19 protein-coding genes, 1 tRNA gene and 1 pseudogene are annotated in these 21,985 nt (G+C 64.8%); 9 read left to right on the top strand and 12 right to left on the bottom strand.

Annotated elements, in window-relative coordinates:
- Window positions 1–58 precede the first annotated feature (58 nt).
- Window positions 59–1,168, bottom strand: a complete 1,110-nt coding sequence (locus tag ACTIAO_RS09400; RefSeq protein WP_441906032.1) for a DUF4192 family protein — start codon at window positions 1,166–1,168, stop codon at window positions 59–61.
- 117 nt (window positions 1,169–1,285) lie between these two features.
- Between ACTIAO_RS09400 and ACTIAO_RS09395 the strand changes: the two genes are divergently transcribed.
- From ACTIAO_RS09395 to ACTIAO_RS09385, 3 genes are all read left to right on the top strand, one after another.
- Complete coding sequence (locus ACTIAO_RS09395) at window positions 1,286–1,459, top strand: hypothetical protein (RefSeq protein ID WP_441906031.1); 174 nt, start codon at window positions 1,286–1,288, stop codon at window positions 1,457–1,459.
- Window positions 1,460–1,539: 80 nt separating this feature from the next.
- A complete protein-coding gene (gene cls / locus ACTIAO_RS09390; RefSeq protein WP_441906030.1) occupies window positions 1,540–3,012 on the top strand; it encodes a cardiolipin synthase in 1,473 nt (490 codons plus the stop codon).
- Between the two features lie 20 nt (window positions 3,013–3,032).
- Window positions 3,033–3,779, top strand: a complete 747-nt coding sequence (locus tag ACTIAO_RS09385; protein ID WP_441906029.1) for a hypothetical protein — start codon at window positions 3,033–3,035, stop codon at window positions 3,777–3,779.
- Window positions 3,780–3,782: 3 nt separating this feature from the next.
- On the opposite strand, the gene ACTIAO_RS09380 is transcribed toward ACTIAO_RS09385, so the two are convergent.
- Complete coding sequence (locus ACTIAO_RS09380; protein WP_441906028.1) at window positions 3,783–4,781, bottom strand: diacylglycerol/lipid kinase family protein; 999 nt, start codon at window positions 4,779–4,781, stop codon at window positions 3,783–3,785.
- Window positions 4,782–4,829: 48 nt separating this feature from the next.
- On the opposite strand from ACTIAO_RS09380, the gene serS reads away from it, so the two are divergent.
- The 4 genes from serS (at window position 4,830) to ACTIAO_RS09360 (ending at window position 8,418) form a co-directional block, all read left to right on the top strand.
- The gene (gene serS / locus ACTIAO_RS09375) at window positions 4,830–6,176 is read left to right on the top strand and encodes a serine--tRNA ligase (RefSeq protein WP_441906027.1); all 1,347 of its coding nucleotides are present in this window, start codon (window positions 4,830–4,832) and stop codon (window positions 6,174–6,176) included.
- On the top strand, window positions 6,173–7,003 hold the full coding sequence (locus ACTIAO_RS09370; protein WP_441906026.1) for an HAD family hydrolase: 831 nt from the start codon (window positions 6,173–6,175) through the stop codon (window positions 7,001–7,003). The genes serS and ACTIAO_RS09370 overlap by 4 nt, the downstream gene beginning before the upstream one ends.
- 45 nt (window positions 7,004–7,048) lie before the next feature.
- Window positions 7,049–7,133, top strand: a tRNA-Ser gene (locus tag ACTIAO_RS09365).
- A gap of 37 nt (window positions 7,134–7,170) precedes the next feature.
- Window positions 7,171–8,418, top strand: a complete 1,248-nt coding sequence (locus ACTIAO_RS09360) for an LCP family protein (RefSeq protein WP_441906025.1) — start codon at window positions 7,171–7,173, stop codon at window positions 8,416–8,418.
- 167 nt (window positions 8,419–8,585) lie between these two features.
- Here ACTIAO_RS09360 and ACTIAO_RS09355 read toward each other — a convergent pair whose 3' ends face one another.
- The 9 genes from ACTIAO_RS09355 to ACTIAO_RS09315 form a co-directional block, all read right to left on the bottom strand.
- Window positions 8,586–10,124 carry a rhamnulokinase gene (locus ACTIAO_RS09355; protein ID WP_441906024.1) on the bottom strand — a complete coding sequence of 513 codons (1,539 nt, stop codon included), beginning with the start codon at window positions 10,122–10,124 and terminating at the stop codon, window positions 8,586–8,588.
- Window positions 10,121–12,157, bottom strand: a complete 2,037-nt coding sequence (locus tag ACTIAO_RS09350; protein WP_441906023.1) for a bifunctional aldolase/short-chain dehydrogenase — start codon at window positions 12,155–12,157, stop codon at window positions 10,121–10,123. Before ACTIAO_RS09350 ends, ACTIAO_RS09355 begins: the two co-directional genes overlap by 4 nt.
- 116 nt (window positions 12,158–12,273) lie before the next feature.
- Window positions 12,274–13,035, bottom strand: coding sequence for a DeoR/GlpR family DNA-binding transcription regulator (locus ACTIAO_RS09345; RefSeq protein WP_441906022.1), 762 nt, complete (start codon window positions 13,033–13,035; stop codon window positions 12,274–12,276).
- 31 nt (window positions 13,036–13,066) lie between these two features.
- Window positions 13,067–14,482 carry a xylulokinase gene (gene xylB / locus ACTIAO_RS09340; protein ID WP_441906021.1) on the bottom strand — a complete coding sequence of 472 codons (1,416 nt, stop codon included), beginning with the start codon at window positions 14,480–14,482 and terminating at the stop codon, window positions 13,067–13,069.
- Between the two features lie 4 nt (window positions 14,483–14,486).
- Entirely contained in the window at window positions 14,487–15,977 is a 1,491-nt protein-coding gene (locus ACTIAO_RS09335) for a mannitol dehydrogenase family protein (protein WP_441906020.1), read from the bottom strand.
- Window positions 15,978–16,059: 82 nt separating this feature from the next.
- Window positions 16,060–16,836, bottom strand: coding sequence for a DeoR family transcriptional regulator (locus ACTIAO_RS09330; RefSeq protein ID WP_441906019.1), 777 nt, complete (start codon window positions 16,834–16,836; stop codon window positions 16,060–16,062).
- Entirely contained in the window at window positions 16,836–17,687 is an 852-nt protein-coding gene (locus ACTIAO_RS09325; protein WP_441906018.1) for a carbohydrate ABC transporter permease, read from the bottom strand. The genes ACTIAO_RS09330 and ACTIAO_RS09325 overlap by 1 nt, the downstream gene beginning before the upstream one ends.
- A complete protein-coding gene (locus ACTIAO_RS09320) occupies window positions 17,687–18,634 on the bottom strand; it encodes a carbohydrate ABC transporter permease (protein WP_441906017.1) in 948 nt (315 codons plus the stop codon). The genes ACTIAO_RS09325 and ACTIAO_RS09320 overlap by 1 nt, the downstream gene beginning before the upstream one ends.
- A gap of 68 nt (window positions 18,635–18,702) precedes the next feature.
- Window positions 18,703–20,142, bottom strand: coding sequence for an ABC transporter substrate-binding protein (locus tag ACTIAO_RS09315; RefSeq protein ID WP_441906016.1), 1,440 nt, complete (start codon window positions 20,140–20,142; stop codon window positions 18,703–18,705).
- Window positions 20,143–20,285: 143 nt separating this feature from the next.
- On the opposite strand from ACTIAO_RS09315, the gene ACTIAO_RS09310 reads away from it, so the two are divergent.
- Window positions 20,286–21,050, top strand: coding sequence for a DeoR/GlpR family DNA-binding transcription regulator (locus tag ACTIAO_RS09310; protein ID WP_441906015.1), 765 nt, complete (start codon window positions 20,286–20,288; stop codon window positions 21,048–21,050).
- Window positions 21,051–21,115: 65 nt separating this feature from the next.
- Window positions 21,116–21,268, top strand: coding sequence for a hypothetical protein (locus tag ACTIAO_RS09305; RefSeq protein ID WP_441906014.1), 153 nt, complete (start codon window positions 21,116–21,118; stop codon window positions 21,266–21,268).
- Window positions 21,269–21,281: 13 nt separating this feature from the next.
- Here the strand turns inward: ACTIAO_RS09305 and ACTIAO_RS09300 are convergent.
- Window positions 21,282–21,985 (bottom strand): annotated as a pseudogene (locus ACTIAO_RS09300) (L-rhamnose isomerase); the annotation flags it as partial.

Genomic DNA, 21,985 nt, shown 5'->3' with positions numbered 1-21,985 from the left:
GATCACCGGTCTCGGCATCCGTGAGACGATCCTGTTCCCCCTCGTCAAGTAGCGCGCATCAGTTGCCGCGGTGGAATGTCCACTCCGGCAGGATCGCGGCGTCGATCAGGGTCGATAAGAGGTGTGCCATCGCATAGTCCGGGTCGATGGCACGTGCCGCATCAAGGTAGTGCGCGGCGTGGGTCGAGCGTCCCAGGGCCCATGACAACCATGCCGCGGCCGTCAGAGGCGCGGGCTGCGATGCGCGGGGAGCTCGCGCGGCGACATTGCGCACGAGCGTCAGCGCCAGCCGCAGACGATCCGCATCGGGGGCTTCGCCCTGGCCGATGAACATCTTGCCGAGATCTGCGGGCACCGTCGCTCCGTGATGAGTGAACGTGAGTTGTGCGTCCAGGGCCCGGATGCCGGTGGCCAGGTCCGTCGCCCACTGCAGAAGCGCCGCATCCCGGAACGTCGGTCGATTCAGACACCACAACAGTGCGGCTGACGCGAACGGCGGCATGTTCTCGGGATGCTCGAGTGAGGTCTCGAAGAACAGCGGCAGATCATCGAGGATGAGCGTCGCGGCTATCGCCTGGGGATTCTCGCGCACTCCCGCCGACGCGGCATCGTGGGCGAGCACATCGGTGAGATCGGCCAGGGCTCGGCCCACACGCTCTTTCTCCGCGAGATCCACGGGTGGCAGGTCGGTACCAGCCTCCTGATCGCCCGCGACATCTGCGACACCGGGCAGATCCGGCGCGGGAGGAATCTCGTCGAGTGGATTCAGCTCGGGGTCCTCGTCCAGGAAGCTCGACCAGCCGCACGGCATGACGCAGAGTGCTTCGATGATGTGCAGACCGGAATCGACAGCGAGTGCCAGCAGCTCGTCGACGACGACGGACTCCGGCAGGATCATGCCGTCTCTGGTGTGCTGCGGCAGGTCGTCGGTATAGATGACTACGGCGACAGCATCCGTCCCATGAACCTGGGAGACCAGACCGATAGCCGTGTCGACGAAGTCGTCGAGGTCGATGTCGTCGTGGGGAAGGTCGATGCGCATCGCGCCGTGAGCGCGCGATCGCTGGAACGGCAGGAGCACGATGCTCTGTCGCGGGGTGAAGCCGGCCAGAGCCGGCACGAGGCCGAGGAAATCGGCGGAATCAGTGGCGTGAAGGACTGTGTTCATGCCGCGAGTGTGGCCGAGTACGAGTCCGTGAAACGACAATCCACAGACCTGATCTGAGATCCGCGTCTGTGGAGGAGGAGTGGGCTCGCTGCCAGCGAGACCGCGTACGATAGGACTATGGACAACTTCTGGGTAGCTGCGGCATGGTCGCTCCTGCCGACCCTGGGAGTGGCCATCGTCTTCTTCTTCATTCTGCGGGGGATCTTCCGGTCCGATCGCACCGAGCGCAAAGTCCACGCGCAGATCGAGGCCGAAGAGCGCGCAGCGCGCGGCCTTCCTCCCCGCACCTGACGGCGGTGTCCCCGGTACCGGCTACGCTGATGTGACGCGCCGAATCTGGCGTCCGTCGATGCTGGCCAGGGGGAACACGCATGAGCTTGAACCTGACGCTGGTGCAGTGGCCCTGGTGGGTTCTTGCGTTCGCTGTGGTGGTCGACCTCGCCGTGCGTGTGACCGCGATCATCGTGATTCCCCGCAACCGCCGCCCCACGGCCGCGATGGCCTGGCTGCTCGCGGTGTTCTTCATCCCGTACCTGGGCGTTCTGCTCTTCCTGATCATCGGCAACCCGCGACTGCCGCGCGCACGGCGACGCAAACAGGAGCAGATCAACGAGTACATCGCAGAGACCAGTGATCATCTGCACTTCGGCACGTTGCGTCCGAACGCACCGGAGTGGCTCCGCTCGGTGGTGCGCATGAACGAGCACCTCGGAGCGCTGCCGATCTCCGGAGACAACGGTGCTCATCTGATCAGCGACTACCAAGAATCGCTGGATGCGATGGCCGAGGCGATCCGCAGCGCCGAAGAGTACGTGCACGTGGAGTTCTACATCCTGCAGTCCGACGCCTCGACGGACAACTTCTTCCGTGCGATGGAAGAGACAGCGGCTCGTGGTGTCGAGGTCCGGGTCCTGCTCGACCACTGGGCCAACCGCTGGAAGCCCAACTACCGCCAGACCATCAAACGACTCGATGCGATGGGGGCGAACTGGCACCTGCTGCTTCCGATGCAACCGTTCAAGGGGCGGATGCAGCGGCCCGATCTGCGCAATCACCGCAAGCTTCTCGTCATCGATGGCAAGGTCGGCTATCTGGGCTCGCAGAACGTCACTGATTCGTCGTACAACCTGCCCAAGAACATCAAGCGCGGACTGCACTGGGTCGACCTGATGGTCCGCGTCGACGGGCCGATCGTGCTCAGTCTCAACGCTATTTTCCTGGCAGATTGGTACAGCGAGACCGACGAGATCCTCAGCGACATCGACATCACCCATCCCGCATCCGGATCGGGCGATCTGGACTGTCAGATCGTGCCGTCCGGTCCGGGGTTCAGGGTCGAGAACAACCTGCGGCTGTTCCTCGCGCTGCTCTATGGCGCGCAGACGAAGATCATGATGGTGAGTCCGTACTTCGTGCCGGATGAGGCGATGCTGCTCGCGGTGACCGCGGCATGCGACCGCGGCGTGCAGGTCGAGCTGTTCGTCTCGGAAGAGGGCGACCAGGCCGTCGTCTACCATGCCCAGCGCAGCTACTACGAAGCGCTGCTGAAAGCCGGAGTGCGGATCTGGATGTATCGCAAGCCGTTCATTCTGCACACCAAGAGCCTGACGATCGATGACGAGATCGCGGTGATCGGGTCGAGCAACATGGACATGCGCTCGTTCGGTCTGAACCTCGAGGTCTCGATGCTCGTGCGCGGCGCGGAATTCGTCGACGAACTGCGTGCGGTCGAGGACCAGTACCGTGCGCTCAGCCGCGAACTCACCCTCGAAGAGTGGAAGCAGCAGCCGCTGCGCTCGACCGTCCTCGACAACCTCGCACGACTGACATCGGCATTGCAGTAGCGGCACGCTACCCTAAAGCCATGATCACCGCGTCGCGCCTGGCTCTGTCCGCTTCCGCTGCACTCGCCGCCGCTCTGCTTCTCGTCGGCTGCACAGGATCCTCCGGGGATCAGCCGCCCACGAGCAGCGCGTCGCCGGACGATTCAGGCAACTCCACCGACATCGGCGACGCCGACGACATCGAGGCGGCCTGGCTCGACGACGGGCGCATGTTCGCGCTCGTGACGTGGGGCTCCTCGACCTGCGTGCCGATTATCGATGACATCTCCGCGGACGGGCAGAAGGTCACCGTCTCGCTGGTCGATGCCCCGAACGCGGATGGCACGGAGAAGGCATGCACGGCTGATCTTGCGCAGCGTGCGAGCGTGGGCGGTCTGCCGGAAGGTGTCGACCCGACGAAGGACGTCGAATTCCTCGTGACCCTCGGCGATATCACCGACGACGTCGACCTCGACGGAAACACAGCGCTCACCGGCATCCCGGGTGAATCCACCGACTACACGCCGAGCGCAGGCTGGTTCGACGACGAGGGCATCGTGCTGCTCACGTGGGGGTCGTCGAGCTGCCCGCCGATCGTCGAGAACCTCGACGTTCAGGACGCCGGCGCTACCGTGACCTTCACGACCGAAGACGGTCCGTGCACGATGGATATGGCACCGCGCGCCACACTCCTGGGCTTTGACGGCGACTTCGACGACGACGAGGACTTCACGCTCACGCTCGTCGGAGACAACCTCGATGGAAAGGTGAACGTCCTCGAGGGCTGACTCTCAGATCCTGTCGACGGGATGCCCTTCGGGGAGCGCGAGCAGCAGTGCGCCCGGCGCCACGCGGCAGCGGATGCGCACGGCCAGGCCGAACTCATCGCCGTCGAGCTCGATCGCCGTCGGTGCGATCGGTGCGACCTCGGCGGTCTGCCCGCGCAGATAGCGCACAGAGGCGTTCCTCCCGCGCCGCTGCAGCACGAGACGTCCGGCGCGGGAGCGGCGCAACACGGAGTTGTCCCACCAGATCTTGCGCCAGACCCCCAGCCACCCGAAGGGGCCCGCGGGCTGGATGATCGCGACATCCAGCTCGCCGTCGATGATCGATGCTGATGGAATCAGAGCGATACCTGCAGGCAGCGTGCCGCAATTGGCGAAGAGCACACTGTGCACCTTCGTGGAGTGCAACCGGGAATCGTCGAGCTGGTACACCACACGGAACGGCTTCGCATTGGGCAGCGACCGGGCGGCACCGTCCACATAGGCGACCCAGCCCACCGACTTCTTGAGGTCGGGTCGGGTGTTCGCGATCATCGCGGCATCCAGACCCATGCCTGCGAGCACGACGAACGCGTGCTCGTCGCTTTCGCCGTCTTCACGCGTGAGCGCCGCCCACCCGATGTCGATCGGATGCCGGAAGTCTCCGAGTGCCGCGTCGATCATCCGCCCCGGATCCAGAAGCGGCAGTCCGAGGTTGCGGGCGAGGAGGTTCCCCGTACCGCTGGGAACGATGGCGAGCGGCACGTCGGTGCCGGCGATCGCTTCGGCGACGGCACGCACGGTGCCATCACCGCCGGCGACGAGGACGACAGCCGCCCCCTCGGCGATGGCGTCCGCGGTCGCCTGCTGCCCGGCATCCTCGATCGTCGTGGGATAGAACGACGGTGTCGCCCAGTCGGCCTCTTTCGAGCGGTCGCGCAACAAGGTGCGCAGACGCTTCTCATCGACCTTGATGGGGTTGTAGACGAGGGCCGCCTGGCGGGGCAGTGCGGCGCTCTTCGTCATGGCGTTCACTCTACGGCTCCTCTGAGGCGCACGGCCTAGACTTGGAGGATGATCGACCTCGCTTTCCTTCGCGACCAGCCCGAGACCGTCCGCCGCTCTCAGATCGCGCGCGGCCACGACTCGTCCACCGTCGACGCGGCGATCGAGGCCGACCGATCACGACGCGCCGCGCTGACCGCATTCGAAGATCTCCGCGCCGAGCAGAACGCATTCGGCAAGCAGGTCGCGAAGGCGCCGAAGGAGGAGAAGTCTGCGCTCGTCGCGCAGGCCAAAGAGCTCGCCGAGCGCGTCAAGCGTGCGCAGCAGGACGCGAACGAGGCAGCGGATGCCGCGGCATCCGCTCTGGCTCTCATCGAGAACATCGTGATCGACGGTGTCCCGGCCGGCGGCGAGGAGAACTTCGTCGAGCTGCGTCGCGTCGGGGAGACACCCGTGTTCGGCTTCGAGCCGCGGGACCACCTCGAGATCGGCGAACTGCTCGACGCGATCGACATGGAACGCGGCGCCAAGGTGTCCGGTGCGCGGTTCTACTTCCTCAAGGGCATCGGCGCGCGGCTCGAGATCGCGCTGATGAACCTCGCACTCGATACGGCGCTGCAGAACGGCTTCACCCCGATGATCGTCCCCACGCTCGTGCGTCCGGAGATCATGCAGGGCACCGGTTTCCTCGGTGAGCACGCCGACGAGGTGTACCACCTCGATAAGGACGACGATCTGTACCTGGTCGGCACGAGCGAGGTCGCGCTCGCCGGATATCACAAGGGTGAGATCGTCGACCTGTCCGACGGAGCACTGCGCTACGCCGGATGGTCGACCTGCTATCGCCGCGAGGCGGGGTCCTACGGCAAGGACACCCGCGGCATCATCCGCGTGCATCAGTTCAACAAGCTCGAGATGTTCGTCTACACGAACCCCGAGGACGCCGAGGCCGAGCACCTGCGTCTGGTTGCGCTGCAGGAGCAGATGCTCACGTCGCTCGGGCTCTCGTATCGCGTGATCGACGTCGCTGCCGGTGACCTCGGATCGAGCGCGGCACGCAAGTACGACATCGAGGCGTGGGTGCCCACGCAGGGCGCGTTCCGCGAGCTCACCTCGACATCGAACTGCACGACGTTCCAGGCGCGTCGGCTGGATGTGCGGCATCGGCCCGCGGACCCTTCGACGGGCTCAGGGACCGGAACGGGCAAGACCGAACACGTCGCGACACTGAACGGCACGCTTGCCACCACGCGGTGGATCGTCGCGCTGCTCGAGACGCACCAGCAGGAGGACGGCTCGGTGCGAGTTCCCGAGGTGCTGCGGCCGTACCTGGGTGGGCTCGAAGTGCTGGAACCTGCCCTTCGACAGGCTCAGGGATCGAAGGCCCAGGCTCAGGGATCGAAGGCGGCGCAGTGACATCTCCTTGGCTCGTCGGCCTCGACGTCGACGGCACGATCATCCTGCAGGACGAGACGATGAGTCCCGGTGTGCCCGATGCCGTCGCGCGCGTGCGCGACGCCGGACACGTCGTGACCATCGCGACCGGACGCAGCTGGCCGGCGACCGAGCGCTGGGTGGACGAGTTGGAGATCACAGCCGACTACGTCGTGTGCTCGAACGGCGCGGTCACGATGCGACGGGTCGCAGACGGCTGGGAGCGCTGGAGCGTCGAGACATTCGACCCGCGTCAGGTGCTGGCTCTGCTCACGGAGCGGCTGCCGGAGGCGCACTACATGGTCGAGCTCGGCGACGGCGTGCGGCTGTACACCGGCGAGGTCGGTGACTGGACGCTCGAGGGCGGCCGCCAGGTCGGCATCGATGAGCTCGGCGCGCTGCCGGTCTCGCGCGTGGTCGTCGTCTCGCCAGGACACGATGAAGACGACTTCCACCGGATCGTGGCAGAGACCGGTCTCAACGAAGTCTCCTACGCGATCGGATGGACCGCGTGGCTCGACATCGCCCCGCAGGGAGTCGACAAGGGCAGCGCGCTGGCGAAGGTACATGCCGAACTGGGCATAGACGGCGGCCAGGTGATGGTCGTCGGCGACGGGCGAAACGACATCGGCATGTTCGAGTGGTCCCGTGAGCTGGGCGGCCGTGCGGTGGCCATGGGGCAGGCGCCGGATGAAGTCAAGGATGCCGCGACCGAGATTACGACGGATGTTGAAGACGGCGGTCTCGCCCTGGCGCTGAACGCACTTCTCGCACATCCAGGGGTCGCTCAGGTCAAGGCAGGAGAATGAAAACCGGCTAGACTCAACCACTGATCGCCGGATTCGTCCGTCGATGGAGGGCTGTCCGAGCGGCCGATGGAGCTGGTCTTGAAAACCAGTGGGCAGAAATGTCTCGTGGGTTCGAATCCCACGCCCTCCGCAGAAGTGCTGCAGGGCTCCGCGATGAAAGGCACTGAGTGAGCGCGAAGATTCGCCGTCGCAAGACCGTGGCACGCCACGGTCAGTTGCGGACCCCGAGCCCGATCAGCCAACTCTTCAAGATCGTGGGCGTCGTGCTCGCTGTCGTGCTCGTCAGCGGAGTGAGCGTCGGTGCGTTCGTCGTCAGCGACCTCTACGGCACGGCCACTGCCGATGCCGTCGAGCTCGAGGGCCAGAAGCCGGTGCCGCCGAACATCAGCGAGTTCGAAGGCGGGTTCGACCTGCTGCTGGTGGGCACCGACGCCTGTGAAGAGGCGTACGCGGGTTATTTCGGTGATCGCTGCTCGGGACCGGATGCCGAAGGCAACCTGAACGACGTGAACATCCTCGTGCACGTCTCAGAGGAGCCGCGTCGCATCACCGCGGTGAGCTTCCCCCGTGACCTCATGCTGCCGATCCCCGAGTGCACGGATGCCGACGGCAACACGAGCTCCGCGATGAGCAAACAGCCGCTGAACACCTCGTACGGCTACGGCGGACTCAACTGCGTTGCGAAGACCATTACGAACCTGACCGGCCAGGACATCGAGTTCGCGGCATCCGTCACTTTCGGCGGCGTGATCGAGATCACCAATGCGATCGGTGGCGTCGATGTCTGTCTCGCGAACCCGATCTACGACCCCGACACCGGGCTCGACCTGGCAGCAGGCACCCACAATGTGGCGGGAATCGATGCGCTGCAGTTCCTGCGCACGCGTCACGGCGTCGGCGACGGCAGCGACCTCGGCCGCATCAGCAACCAGCAGCAGTACATGTCGAGCCTTGCGCGCAAGCTCATCAGCGGCGAGGTGCTCGGCAACGTCCCGGTCATGCTCAAGCTCGCCAACACGGCGCTCAGCAACCTCGAGGCCAGCACGTCGCTGACGAACCCGATGACGATCGTTCAGGTCGCTCTCGCGGTGAAGGACGTGCCGTTCGAGGACATCGTGTTCCTGCAGTACCCGACGTACGAGGACTTCGACAACTCCAACAAGGTCGTCGCAGACACCGAGGCCGCGCAGGCGATGTGGGATGCGATCAACGCGAACCAGCAGCTGCAGGTTACGCATGAGAACACCGAGAACGACGGTGTCGTGATTCAGGAGCCCGAAACGCCTGCTCCTGCTCCCGACGAGTCGGCGACCGAGGCTCCTGCCACGCCCGCTGAGAACATCGCCGAGCTTCCGAGCAACATCAAGGGCAACTCGGCCGCACAGCAGACCTGCTCGAACGGCAACGTTCGGTAGCTCGCGCTGCGCTTCGCGCTGTTGTTTGCTGCTTCGCGCTGTCGTTTACTGCTTCGCGCTCTCGTTTACTGCTTCGCGCGGCTGATCGCTGTTCGCGTGGCCGAAGTTTCTGCCGCGCGAACAGGAATGAGCAGCGCGAATCGCGGATCAGCGCGGATCAGGTCGATTCAGCGCGGGTCGTAGCGGACCGGTGCGTGTGTGCGGACGACGAGCTCACGCAGCTCTTCCAGCGTCGCGGGGGCGGCACCGAGTGCGCGCGCCTGCACGAGGACATTGCCGAGCGCGGTCGCCTCGACGGGGCCGGCCAAGACCGGGAGCCCGGTGCGGTCGGCGGTTGCCTGGCAGAGAAGCCGGTTCAGTGAACCACCACCGACGAGGTGGATGCTGTCGATCTCGCGCCCGGACAGGTCAGCTGCCGTCTGCACGGCAGCGGCGAACGCTGCGGCAATCGACTCGACGATGACGCGGGCAAATACGGGTCGACCGTCTGGAACGACTGAGCCGTTGGTGCGCAGCAGCGCTGCGATGCGCGCGGGTATTTCGCCCGGGGCGCTGAGGGATGGGTCGTTCGCGTCGAAGAGCGCGATGTCGCCGGTGACGGCGGATGCCGCATCCAGCAGTGTCGGGAGGTCGATGGGTGCACCGTCTTCCGCTTCCCACGCGCGCACGGTCTCGCTCAGCAGCCAGAGGCCGGTGACATTGTGCAGGAATCGGAAGCGGCCATCGACTCCGAGTTCGTGGGTGAAGTTCGCGTCGCGCGCGGCATCCGTGAGCACCGGCTCGGTGAGCTCTACGCCTACGAGTCCCCAGGTGCCGCACGAGATGTATGCCGCGTTTGGTGAGGCGAGCGGCGCGGCGGCGACGGCGGATGCTGTGTCGTGCGAGCCGACGGCGATGACCGGGAGGTCCTTGCCGATCCGCGCGGCGAGCTCGGGGCGCAGCATCCCGATCGTGGCGCCGGGGTCGACGAGGCTGGGAAGAACATCCGTGGGGATGCCGAGGGTTTCGGCGAGTTCGAGGTCCCACTCACCAGAGCGGACGCGCAGCAGCCCCGTCGTCGACGCGTTCGTCCGCTCAGCGACGCGTGCGCCGGTGAGGAGGAACGCGATGAGATCCGGGATGAGCAACGCGGTATCGGCATCCGCCATTCGTGCGTCGATGCGGTACTGGTACAACGTGTTGAACGGCAGGAACTGGAGTCCGTTGTGGGCATAGAGCTCGGCGAACGGCACGCTCTCGTGCACTTTGCCGACTCCGTGCTCGGTGCGCTCGTCGCGGTAGTGGAACGGTTCCGCGAGCAGTTCATCATCGCGCAGCAACCCGTAGTCGACGGCCCAGGAGTCGATGCCGATGCTCTCGATTGTCGGCTCGCGACGCACGGCCTCGGCAAGACCGTCGAGGATGTGCTCGTAGAGGGCGCCGAAGTCCCAGTGCAGGCCGTCTTCACGCTCGACCGGGCCGTTCGGGAAGCGCGAGACGAGTTCGAGCTCGAGGGTGTCAGAGCCGATGCGTCCGATCATGACGCGGCCGCTCGTGGCGCCGAGGTCGACGGCGGCTACGGTGCGGGTGTTGGGGGCGGTTTCGACTCGCTTCGCTCGCTCAACCCGTTTCGGCTCGCTTCGCTCGCTCAACGACCCGCTGGGGGCGGCCGACGGCCCGCTGGGGGCGGCCGACGGCCCGCTGGGGGCGGGGCTGGGAGGGTTCATCGCAGGAAGGCCGCCGCGACACCGGAATCCACCGGAATGTGCAGGCCAGTCGTACGCGAGAGCTCGGGGCCGGTCAGCACGTAGACGGCATCCGCGACGTTCTCCGGCACGACTTCGCGCTTGAGGATCGTGCGATTCGCGTAGAACTGTCCGAGGTCCTTCTCGTCAACGCCGTAGGTCGCGGCGCGGTTCGCGCCCCAACCGGACGCGAAGATGCCCGAGCCGCGCACGACGCCATCGGGGTTGATGCCGTTGACGCGGATGCCGTGCTCGCCGAGCTCCACAGCCAGCAGCCGCACCTGGTGCGCCTGGTCTGCCTTCGTCGCAGAGTAAGCGATGTTGTTCGGGCCGGCGAAGACGGAGTTCTTCGACGAGATGTAGATGATGTCGCCGCCGAGCTTCTGGTCGATGAGCACGCGCGCCGCGGCTTTCGACACCAGGAAAGAGCCCTTCGCCATGACGTCGTGCTGCAGGTCCCAATCCTTCTCGGTGGTCTCCAGCAGCGGCTTCGACAGCGACAGGCCGGCGTTGTTGACGACGAGATCGACGCCGCCGAAGGCGAGGACGGCATCGTTCAGCGCGGCCTGTACGGCATCAGCATCCGCGACGTTGGCGGCGACGCCGATCGCGACATCCGTGGTCCCGAGTTCAGCCGCGGCGGCCTGTGCCTTCTCGAGATCGAGGTCGGCGATGACGACGCACGCGCCCTCGGCCGCGAGACGGGTGGCGATGGCCTTGCCGATTCCGGATGCTGCGCCGGTGACGAACGCGATGCGGCCCTGATGGGACTTCGGCTTCGGCATCCGTTGCAGTTTCGCTTCTTCCAGAGCCCAATACTCGATGTTGAACTTCTCAGCATCGGAGATGGGGGAGTAGGTCGAGAGCGACTCGGCCCCGCGCATGACATTGATGGCGTTGACGTAGAACTCGCCGGCCACCCGCGCGGTCTGCTTGTTCGCGCCGTAGGAGAACATCCCCACGCCCGGGATCAACACGATGAGCGGGTCTGCGCCGCGGATCGCTGGGCTGTCGGCCGTCGCGTGCGCGTCATAGTACGCCTGGTAATCGGCGCGGTACTCCTCGTGCAGCTCGTGCAGGCGCGCGGTCTGCTCCTCCAGCGTCGCCGTCGCCGGCAGATCGAGGATCAGCGGCTTGACCTTGGTGCGCAGGAAGTGATCGGGACAGCTGGTACCGAGCGCGGCAAGCCGCGGCGCATTCTCGGATGCCAAGAACTCGAGTACGACGTCTGCGTCGGTGAAGTGGCCGACCATGGGCTTGTCCGTGGAGGCGATGCCGCGGACGGTGCCCGCGAGAGCGGCCGCGCGCTCGCGGCGCTCGTTGGCCGCAAGTGCCTCGAATCCGGGGCGCACGCAGCCGAAGGGCTCGGCCTTGCCATTGGCCTCGATGTACGCGGCCGCCGTGTCGATGATCCACAGCGAGTTGGCTTCGGACTCCTCCGAGGTGTCGCCCCACGCGGTGATGCCGTGTCCTCCGAGGATGCAACCGATCGCCTGGGGGTTCTGCTTCTTGATCTCGGCGATGTCGAGGCCCAGCTGGAAACCGGGCCGGCGCCACGGCACCCAGACGACTTTTTCGCCGAAGATCGCCTGAGTCAGCGCTTCGCCGTCGGCAGCGGTGGCGATCGCGATGCCCGAGTCGGGATGCAGGTGGTCGACGTGCGCAGCATCCACCAGTCCGTGCATGGCGGTGTCGATCGAGGGGGCCGCGCCGCCCTTGCCGTGCAGGCAGTAGTCAAATGCCGCAACCATCTCGTCTTCGCGTTCGATGCCGGGGTAGACATCGACGAGCGCGCGCATGCGGTCGAGCCGCAGAATCGCGAGGCCCTGCTCCTTCAGTGTGCCGAGGTCTCCACCCGAGCCCTTCACCCACATCAGCTCGATAGGTTCCCCGGTCACAGGGTCGGTCTCCGTGCCCTTCGCCGACGTATTGCCGCCGGCGTAGTTCGTGTTCTTGGGGTCCGCACCCAGGCGGTTCGAACGCGCGATGAGGGCAGCAGCGGTGGGGTTGGTCATGAAACTCTCCAGGAAGGGGTCATACTCACGATGGCGTCGCGTGTGTTGTTCGATCTTGTGAAAGATAACATGAAGTAGACAAAAGACCAATGGCTCCCGGTTTAGGAAACGTCAGGTCAGAGGATGTCAGCGAATCCTCGATAGGGCTCCAGTCGGTCATCTTGGGGATCGAGCTCGGTGATGATGATCGAGATGTCGTCGTGTTCGAGTGCTCGCGCGACGGAACGGCGCTGCAGTTTGCTCGAATCAACGCACACCACCGTCATAGCAGCGTTCTCGGCCATGTCCTGCTTGAGCTCGGCCTCCTCGATCGAGACCTCCGAAGTTCCATCCGAGATGTCGATCGCGTCGGCAGACGAGAAGAAGATGTCGAAGTAGATCGAACGCATGCTGCGGCGTGCCATCGGACCGACGAGGCTACCGGTCGTCGGCTCTGCCGTGCCGCCGGAGATTACCGCGGTGACACCATCGATCGGATGCAGCAGCTGGAAGGACTCGAATGAATTCGTGTACGCGGTGAGAGAGGTGCGCGGACCGATCACGGATGCGAGCGTGCTGATTGTCGTCGACGCGTCGAGGGCGATGTTCCCGGATGCCGGTACGAGACGCAACGCCTTCTCCGCGATCGTGCGTTTCGCACTCGCGCGGATGGCGAGGCGAGCGTCGAACGGCCGTGCGCGCGGGGGCGCGGTGGCTCCGCCGCGAACTCGGCGCACTCGGCCCTCGGCCTCCAGCTCGAGAAGGTCGCGACGGATCGTCATGGACGAGACCGAGAAGAGCTCTGCCGCAGTCTCGATGATGAGGCCCTGCGGCTCGTTCGCCAGCTCTACAAGAGCTGTTCTGCGACGCTCCGCGTCGAGATTGCCGGAAAGTGCCATGTGAGGAATCTAGCGGGAAACGCCGCGCCCCTCAGCGAATGGCCGCATCTCCCCACAGCAGGGCGGTCGCCTCGCGGTAGTTCGTGAGCAGTTGAGCAGGGCCCTGCTCTGCGGGCGCATCGATGTTCGTCTCGGCGCTCCAGTGCGGAAAGGCTCCGGTCAGCACTCCCGCCGCCTGCCGCGCCATGCCCAATGCGACATACTCGGTCGGTTCGGGGAAGGACACCGGTAGCGCGAAGATCTCGCGTGCGACATGCTGCAGCGCGCGGTAGCGCGCGCCGCCGCCGACGAACAACGCTCGAGTTCCCCGTACTCCCGCCCGCTCCACCGCGGTGCACGCGTCGGCGAGTGAGCAGACCACGCCTTCGACGGCTGCGCGTGCCAGCGTCGGCGGAGTGAGGTTCGCGAGTGTGATGCCCAGAAGGGTTCCGGTCGACTCCGGCAGGTTCGGCGTGCGCTCGCCCGCGAGATACGGCACGAGGACCAGCCCGTCGGCATCACCGTCCAATGCCAGATCATCGAAGGCGATGTGATCGAGGCCGAGCAGTCGCGCCGATGCATCCAGCACGAGCGATGCGTTCAGAGTGCACGCAAGAGGAAGGTAGCCGCCGGTGGCGTCGGCGAATCCTGCGACCAGCCCACTGGCATCTCTTGTCGGAGTGTCCGAGACGGCGAAGACCGTGCCGGAAGTGCCGACCGAGACGACGAGATCCCCGGCACGTGCCCCGATGCCCAGAGCAGCCGCCGCGTTGTCTCCCGCACCCGGACCGATCGTGATGCCCGATGGTGTCGTCCCTGCGGATTCGAGAGGGCCGAGCACGCGGGGCAGCATCGGACGATGCGGCAGGATGCCGTCGAGAATCTCGTAGTTGTACGTCCCGGATTCGGCATCGTAATAGCCGGTCCCCGAAGCATCCGATCTGTCCGTCGTGAGAGCGCTCAGATCAGCGTGACCGGCGTCGTTGCCCGCAAGTCGCCAGGTCAGCCAGTCGTGCGGCAGGCAGACGGCAGCGATGCGCGCGGCGTTGGCCAGCTCGTTGCGGGCGATCCACGCGAGCTTGGTGACGGTGAAGGATGCCACGGGGACGAGCCCCACAGCCTCAGCCCACCAGCGCTCGCCGTCATCGCCGCGCTCGCGGATGAGATCTTCTGCTTCGTGAGCAGAACGGGTGTCGTTCCACAGCAGCGCGGGTCGGATTACGGCGCCATCAGCATCGAGGACGACACAGCCGTGCTGCTGGCCGCCGATGGAGATCGCCTCGACGTCATCGATCCCGCCTGCTGCGGCGATCGCCTCCTGGAGCGCGTCCCACCATGCGTTCGGGTCGACTTCCGTGCCCGCAGGATGCGCTGCGCGGCCGGAGCGGACGATGTGCCCCGTCTCGGCGTCGCAGATGACCACCTTGCAGGATTGCGTCGAGCTGTCGACGCCGGCGATGAGAGTCATATACCTACTCTGCCAGGTCTGAGGCCCCCGCGAGCTCTGTGAGCAGTGCCTTCGCCCCTTCTGTGCGCAGCACCTCGAGTGCGTGGAGGTACGGTTCGGTGAACCCCGGGCGTTCGGCGAGATCGCCGAAGAGCTTTTCATCGCGCACGAACGCCAGAGGATCATCCGAGGGGGCGGCCGCGGCCATCACCTGCTCGCGCAGGTTGTCGACGATGTCGATCGGCCGGCCCTGCTCGTCGATGCCCGTGGCGTACCGCGCCCAGGATGCGACGATCGCGGCTGAGCGGACGACTGTGCCACCGGCATCCAGGCGTTCGCGGATCACCGGAACGAGCCACTTCGGGATGCGATCGCTCGACTCCGCGCACAGGCGGGCTACCGTGTCGCGGATCTCGGGATTACGGAATCGGCTGATCAGCTCGGCGCTGTATGCGGCGACATCGATGCCGGGGAGCGGGCGCAGCGTGAGGGCGCCCTCTTCACTCATGTACCGGCGGAGCAGATCGCTGATCAGGGGGTCGGACGTGGCCTCATCGGCAAGCCGGTAGCCGAGGAGGTGTCCGAAATAGCACAGCCCCTGGTGGGAGGCGTTGAGCAGGCGCAGCTTCATCAGCTCATAGGGCTCGACATCGTCGACGAGCTGAACGCGAGTGAGCTCATACGGAGGGCGGCCGTTGCCGAATGAATCCTCCAGCACCCACTGGAAGAACGGTTCGCATACGACGGGCCAGTCGTCCGCCAAACCGGTCAACGCGGCCGCATCCGCACGATCTTCGTCGGTGGTGACCGGAGTGATGCGGTCGACCATCGAGTTCGGGAATCGGGTGTTCGCCTCGATCCAGTCCGCGAGCTCGGCATCCTTCGCCCTGGCATAGGTGAGGATCGCCCTTTTGGCGATGCGGCCGTTGTCCTGCAGATTGTCGCAGCTCATCACTGTGAACGACGCGGTACCGGCCGCGCGGCGCAGTCGCAGCGCCTCCGTGATCAGGCCGAACACCGTGCCGGGGAGTGCACCGTGTTCGAGGTCGGCGGCGACGGAAGGGGTGTCGAGCAGGAACTCGCCCGTCGATTGGTTGATGTTGTAGCCGCCTTCGGTGACCGTCATCGAGACGATGCGGGTGGCAGGTGCGGTGAGCAGATCGAGGATGGCTTCGACACCGTCGTCATGCACCGTGAGCATGCCGAGGATGGAGCCGATCACCCGTGCATCGCGGGTGCCGTCGGCGTGCTTCTCGACGAGAGTGTACAGACCGTCCTGCTTCTCGAGAGCAGCCCGCATGCGGGAGTCTTCCTGCCGCACACCGATTCCGACGATGCCCCATTGCTTCGCTTCGCCTCGACGCAGCAGCTCGTCGATGACGAGAGCCTGATGTGCTCGGTGAAAGCCGCCCACGCCGAAATGCGCGATTCCGGGGGTGATCTGCGCGCGGTCGTAGTCCGGAGCGGTGGCCCGGGGACTGATGCTGCTGAGAGTCTCCGATGAGAGGTGGGACATTGTTCTCTCCTATTTCGTCATGCCTGCGAGGGGCGTCGTGATGGGATGTCGGCGGCATCGGGTCGGAGCGCTGAGAAGTCGTTCACCCTGCTTCAGGGACGATGACGGCATCCTCGCGTATCGCCAGGATGGATGCCTCGGCATCTGCGCTTGCGATCACGGTGTCGAAATCCGACACCGACGCGAACGCTGTGAAGCGGCGTGGATCCGATTCGCCCATACGGAACGCGAGCACGCTGCGCCTGGCCGAGGCCAGCGCGGCACGACGCAGCAGCGCGTCTGCGGGGCGTGCGAGCAGGGCGCCAGTATCGGTGCATCCGTCAGCGAAGATCACGACAGTGTCGAGATGCAGATCGGCGAGAGTGCTGCGCGCCCACTCACCGCTCTGGGCACCGGTGGAGGAGACCTCTCCGCCGAGGGAGATGACCTCGATTCCTGGACGCAGACTCGTGGCTATCGCGAGGTCGAGTCTCGGGGTTATCAGCGTGAGTTCGGTGTCCGCGGAGAGCAGACCGACCACGGGGGTCGAGAGGGCATCGCCATCGAGGTACACCGTGCCCTGCGTCGGGATCTCGACGGCAACGCGTTCGAAGAACGGACGATCACTCTCGTCCAGTGCGGGGATCGAATGCGATGCCACGGGCGGACGAACCGCGCCGCCGTGTGCGCGCAGAAGTCTTCCGTCGCTCTCCAGGACTCGCAGGTCGCGCCGAATCGTCTCCTCTGAGACGCTCAGCCTGTCGGCGAGATCGGAGACCTCGACGCGACCGTCGCTTTCGATGAGGGCCGCAATGCTCTCGTGCCTGTCAATGGCCGACAGCGCGGTTCGCTCGCCATCATGATTCTTCTCGCCGGTCATCACTTGATGGCTCCCATGGCGAGGCCGCGTACCAGGCGCTTCTGCGCGAGCCATCCGGCAATGACGACGGGGAGTACTGCCAGCGTCGCCGCAGCGGAGAGTACCGCGAGGAATTGTCCTCGTCCGTCGACGAAGCTGCCGAGGAACGGCGGCGTGGTGCGGGCCACCGTGGAGGTGAGCAGGTTGGCGAGGAAGTACTCGTTCCACGCGAAGATGAAGCAGATGAGCGCGGCTGCGGCAATGCCCGGCGCCACGATCGGCAGCACGACTCTGACCAGCTCGGTCCAGAACTTCGCCCCATCGATCTGCGCAGCTTCGATGATCTCCAGCGGCACTTCGGCGAAGAAGGATCTCATCATCCAGATCGCCAGCGGAAGATTCATGCCGACGTAGAGGATGGAGAGCGCGGAGATGTTGTCCAGGGCCCCCAGGTTCTGTAGCAGCAGGTAGATCGGAATGATCGCCGCGGCGATCGGCAAGAACTTCGTCGATATGAAGAAGAAAAGTGCATCAGTAGACCGGATCAGTGGCCTGACCGAAAGGCCGTACGCTGCCGGAATCGCCAACAGAAGAACGATGACCGTGGACATAACGCTCGCTGTCAGGGAGTTCGCCAGGTAGGCAGCGAAGCCGCGGTCCAGCACTTCCGCGAAGCGGTCGAAGCTGAGCTCTGTGAAAATCGTCGGCGTGCTGGTGGCGGCCGCACGCTCGGTTTTGAACGCGGTGAAGACCATCCACGCGACTGGGAAAAAGAATCCGACGACGATGACCCACGTCAGTACGGTGATCGCTGCGGACGTGATTCGTTGCCGCGCAGGGCGGCGGCGGCGGGTAGTAGTGGCCGAGGACATCATCGGGCTCCTTCCGTGCGGAAGATCTTGAATAGCAATCGCAGGGCAACAGTGGCGACGATGATCGTCAGGATGACGGTGAGCACGCCGTATGCGGCAGCTTCACCGATCTCAAGTCCTACGAATGCCCGTTCGTAGAGCAGATATGGAAGAGTCTTTGTTCCGCCTGTTCCACGGGTCATGATCGCGATCGGATCAAACACCTGCAGCAACATGATTGTCCCGAGCAGAACTGCCAGCTCTATATAGGTGCGCAGGTGCGGAAGGGTCATATAGAAGAAGGAACGGAACGGGCCAGCACCGTCAACCGATGCGGCTTCAAGAATGTCCCCTGACTGACTCTGGAGACCGGCGAGAATGATCAGCATCATGAACGGGGTGAATTGCCACGTCAACACCATGACGATGGTAAGCACCGGCAGATCGGTGTTCCATGCAACAGGGGGAATTCCCACGAGCGAAAACAGCCAGTTGACCATACCGACGTTCGCATCGAGCATGGACCATTTCCAGATGAGTGCGGCGGCGGCGGGCATCATGAGAAACGGGGTGATCAGCAGGGTGCGTGCGATGCCCTGGCCCAGGAACTTGCGGTCCAACAGGACGGCGAGGAAGAGCCCGAGGACCACGGAGAACAGGACGGATCCACCGGTGACGAGAACCGTCGCGATGAGAGATTCGACGAAGACGCCATTGCTGAAGACCTTGGCGTAGTTCTCGAAGCCGACAAAAGCCTGGTCTCCGGGGCGCTGCAGATTCCAGCGTTGGAACGAGTAGTAGATCGTCACCAGGAACGGAACCTGGGTTATGACGATCGCGACGAGCAGTGCCGGCCAGACGAGCGCGCGCGAAAGGCGCAGCGCTCGACGATCTCGGGTGGTCAACTGACGCTTCGGGGTGCGTCGACGCCTCGCTTCTGGCGGAACCGTGACGATTGCGGTGCTCATATGCTGTTCTCCTCGGGCGGGATGAAAAGGGAAAGGGGAGGCGGATGGACCGCCTCCCCTCAAGGCCCTTACTTCTGCGCGGCTCCGGCCTGTTCGCCGAGCTTTTGCCCAGCGTCCAGTGCTTCTTCCACGGTGGCGCGACCAGCGAACACCTCAGCGATCTCCTGGGAGACCTGGTTGCCGAGATCTTGGAACTCAGGGATCGTGACGTACTGGATCCCCACCCACGGCTGCGGGTTGACGCCCGGCTGCTTCGGGTTCACCGAGGTCATGATGTCCTTCGTGAGGGCGGCGAAGGCGCCGGCCTCATCCTGGTACTCCGGGATCTCATAGGTGGACTCGCGCGACCCCGGGGGGACGCGGCTCCAGCCGAGCTCTTCGCCGACGAGGTTGATGTAGTCCTTGCTGGTGGCCCAGCTCACGAACTCCCATGCAGCTTCCTGCTTCTTGGAGGTCTTGGGGATGGCGAGGTTCCATGCCCATAGCCAGCCCGATTCTTCGGTCTCCACGACCGGCGCGTGCGTGTAACCGACCTTGCCAGCAATGTCGCTGAGTTCGGGCGACTCCACCGAGCCGGCAGCAGACGTTGCGTCGTACCACATGGCAACCTTGCCCTGAGTGAACAGGTTCAGGCATTCGGTGAAACCAGTCGAAACAGGGTCGGCCTGGCCAGCATCCTTGACGAGGTCAGTGTAGAACTGCACTGCTTCGGTGAACTCTGGGCTGTTGACCTGAGCGTTCCAGTCCTCGTCGAACCAGTTACCGCCGAAGGTCTGGACCACAGTGGTCAGCGGAGCGAACAGTTCGCCCCAGCCGGGCTTGCCGCGAAGGCAGATGCCTGCGACGTCATCAGTGTTGACGGCCTTGGCCGCAGCCTCGACTTCTTGCCAGGTCGGGTGCTCAGAGAGCGTCACGCCGGCCTCGGCGAGGATGTCTTTGTTGTACATCAAGAAGGAACTCTCGGCGTAGAACGGGACAGCGAAAAGCTGGTCATTGACGGTCAGCGCTTCGCGTACCGGAGCGAGGAGGTCATCGACGTCGTAGCCCTCGGTATCGGCGGCGAGATCGGTGAGGTCGGCGAGCCAGTCGTTGCCGCCCCAGATCGGAACCTCGTAGCTGCCGACGGTGACGATGTCGTACTGGCCGCCCTTCGTCGCGACGTCTTTGGTGACGGCGTCGCGAAGATCGTTCTCCTCCATCTGGATGAAGTTGACTTTGATGTCGGGGTGATCGGCTTCGAACTCGCCTTTCAGCTCCTCCATGTCCTTCATCTGGGGGTTGTTCACTGTGGCCAGTGTCAGGGTGGTCGTTTCGCCGTCACCTCCACCGCCTCCGCCTGCTCCGGAGCAGCCGCTCACTGCCATTGCTGTGGCGGACAGCACGGCTGCTGATGCCAACCACCGCTTCTTTCGGGAGACCGTCTCCATGATGTGCCTTTCGTCGTTGAGTCGTTCCAGGGAACCGATGCCGTTGTGGGGGAAGGTCGAGGCCCGGAACAGGACGCTCATGTGATGCGATGACCATCTTGACCCGATTCGGTCCAATTTGCAACACTTTCGGGCATCATTCGATAACAAACAGGCATACAATGAGGGTAAATCGTTAGAAGTCAGTCATCGAGGACCGCTTGTCCGCGTGATAGGAGCCATAGATGTATCCCGCCGAACGCCGACTCGCGATCCTCTCTGAAGCCAGCGCAGGCGATGGGCGTGTCTCAGTCGCCCGCCTGAGCGCAAGACTCGGGGTGACCTATGCGACCATTCGCCGTGATCTCGATGACCTCGAACGTGAGGGGATGCTCCGTCGACAGCATGGTGGGGCGCGGTTGATTCGCACGCTTCCGTTCGAGTTGTCGCTGCCCGATCGGCGCACGACAGAGGGTGCGGAGCGTGCACGTATCGCGAAGGGTGTGGTCGACCTGCTGCCGCAAGACGGTGTGGTGTTGCTTGACTCCGGTGCCCTCATCCTCAGTGTCGCGGAGGCCTTTCCCGCCGACCGCGACCTCATGATCGTGACCAACAATCTTCCGGCCGCGCGGCTGCTCGCCGGGTATGAGCGACTGACAGTCCTGATGCTGCCGGGACGCGTGCGCCATCTCACCCAGGCATCGGTCGATGAGTGGGCGCGCGCGCGGTTAGCGGGGCTGAACGTCGACCTCGCGGTTTTGGGCGCGAACGGGGTGACCGTGGACGGCGTCACCACCACGATCCCTGCAGAGGTAGCAGTGAAGCAGGCCATGATCGCCGCCGCGACTCGGAGCGTGCTCGCTGTGACCGCGACGAAGTTCGGCACGCGGTCTTTCTGCGAGTTCGCCGACCTTAGTGATTTTGATGTCATTGTCACGGATGACCGTCTGGCGCAGGTGCAGCGCGATGACCTGGCCGAGATCGGTGTGACACCCATGATCGTTGACTGACAATCCGCTTGTCAGAGATGAAGACCCCGTGTCCCACACCATGCGGCGGCTATGAGCAGGGCGGCATGGCCGACTACTTCACGGTGCCGGCACTCGCCTGCATCGCGTTCCGGGCGAGCTCGATGATCTGCAGGCCGCTCTCAGTGGTCATTGGTGCTGGCACCATCGGATTGCTTATCCTCGCCGCGCTCCGGCACGCCGCTGTCGGTAGTTCATGACCACCAGATTCGCTTACGCCCCCCATCCGGCCTGGGTGCCACCGATGCGGTCGGCGGCGATCTTCTCCTGATATCCGGATGCCGCGTACGCTGACATCGGGTCGGCAGCAAGCCCGCGCGACTCGCGCCACTCGGCCAGGGCCGGGCGCACATCCGTGTAGAACGCGTCCATGAGCACGGCATTCGCCGCGAGGACATCGCCGGAGCGCTGAGCAGCGGTCAGGGCATCCTTGTCGACGAGCAGCGCGCGCGCCGTCATCTCCTGCACGTTGAGTACGGAGCGGATCTGGCCGGGGATCTTGTCCTCGACGTTGTGGCACTGGTCGAGCATGAAGGCCACGTCGGGGTTGTTGAGGCCGCCGCCGCGGATGACCTCGAAGATGATCCGGAAGAGCTGGAACGGGTCTGCGGCGCCCACGATCAAGTCGTCGTCGGCGTAGAAGCGCGAGTTGAAGTCGAAGGAGCCGAGCTTTCCGAGGCGCAGCAGCTGCATGACGATGAATTCGATGTTCGTGCCGGGTGCGTGGTGGCCGGTGTCCAGGCACACCATCGCCTTGTCGCCGAGGGCGCTCACTTGTGCGTAGGACGTCCCCCAGTCCGGAACATCGGTGTGGTAAAAAGCTGGCTCGAAGAACTTGTACTCGAGCACGAGGCGCTGGTCATCGCCGAGGCGGGCGTAGATCTGCTCGAGAGACGAATGCAGGCGGTCCTGGCGAC

This window comes from Microbacterium sp., assembly GCF_052099035.1.
Taxonomy (GTDB): Bacteria; Actinomycetota; Actinomycetes; order Actinomycetales; family Microbacteriaceae; genus Microbacterium.
The sequence above is the reverse complement of the archived record's forward strand: the minus strand, read 5'-3'. Positions and strand labels throughout refer to the sequence as shown.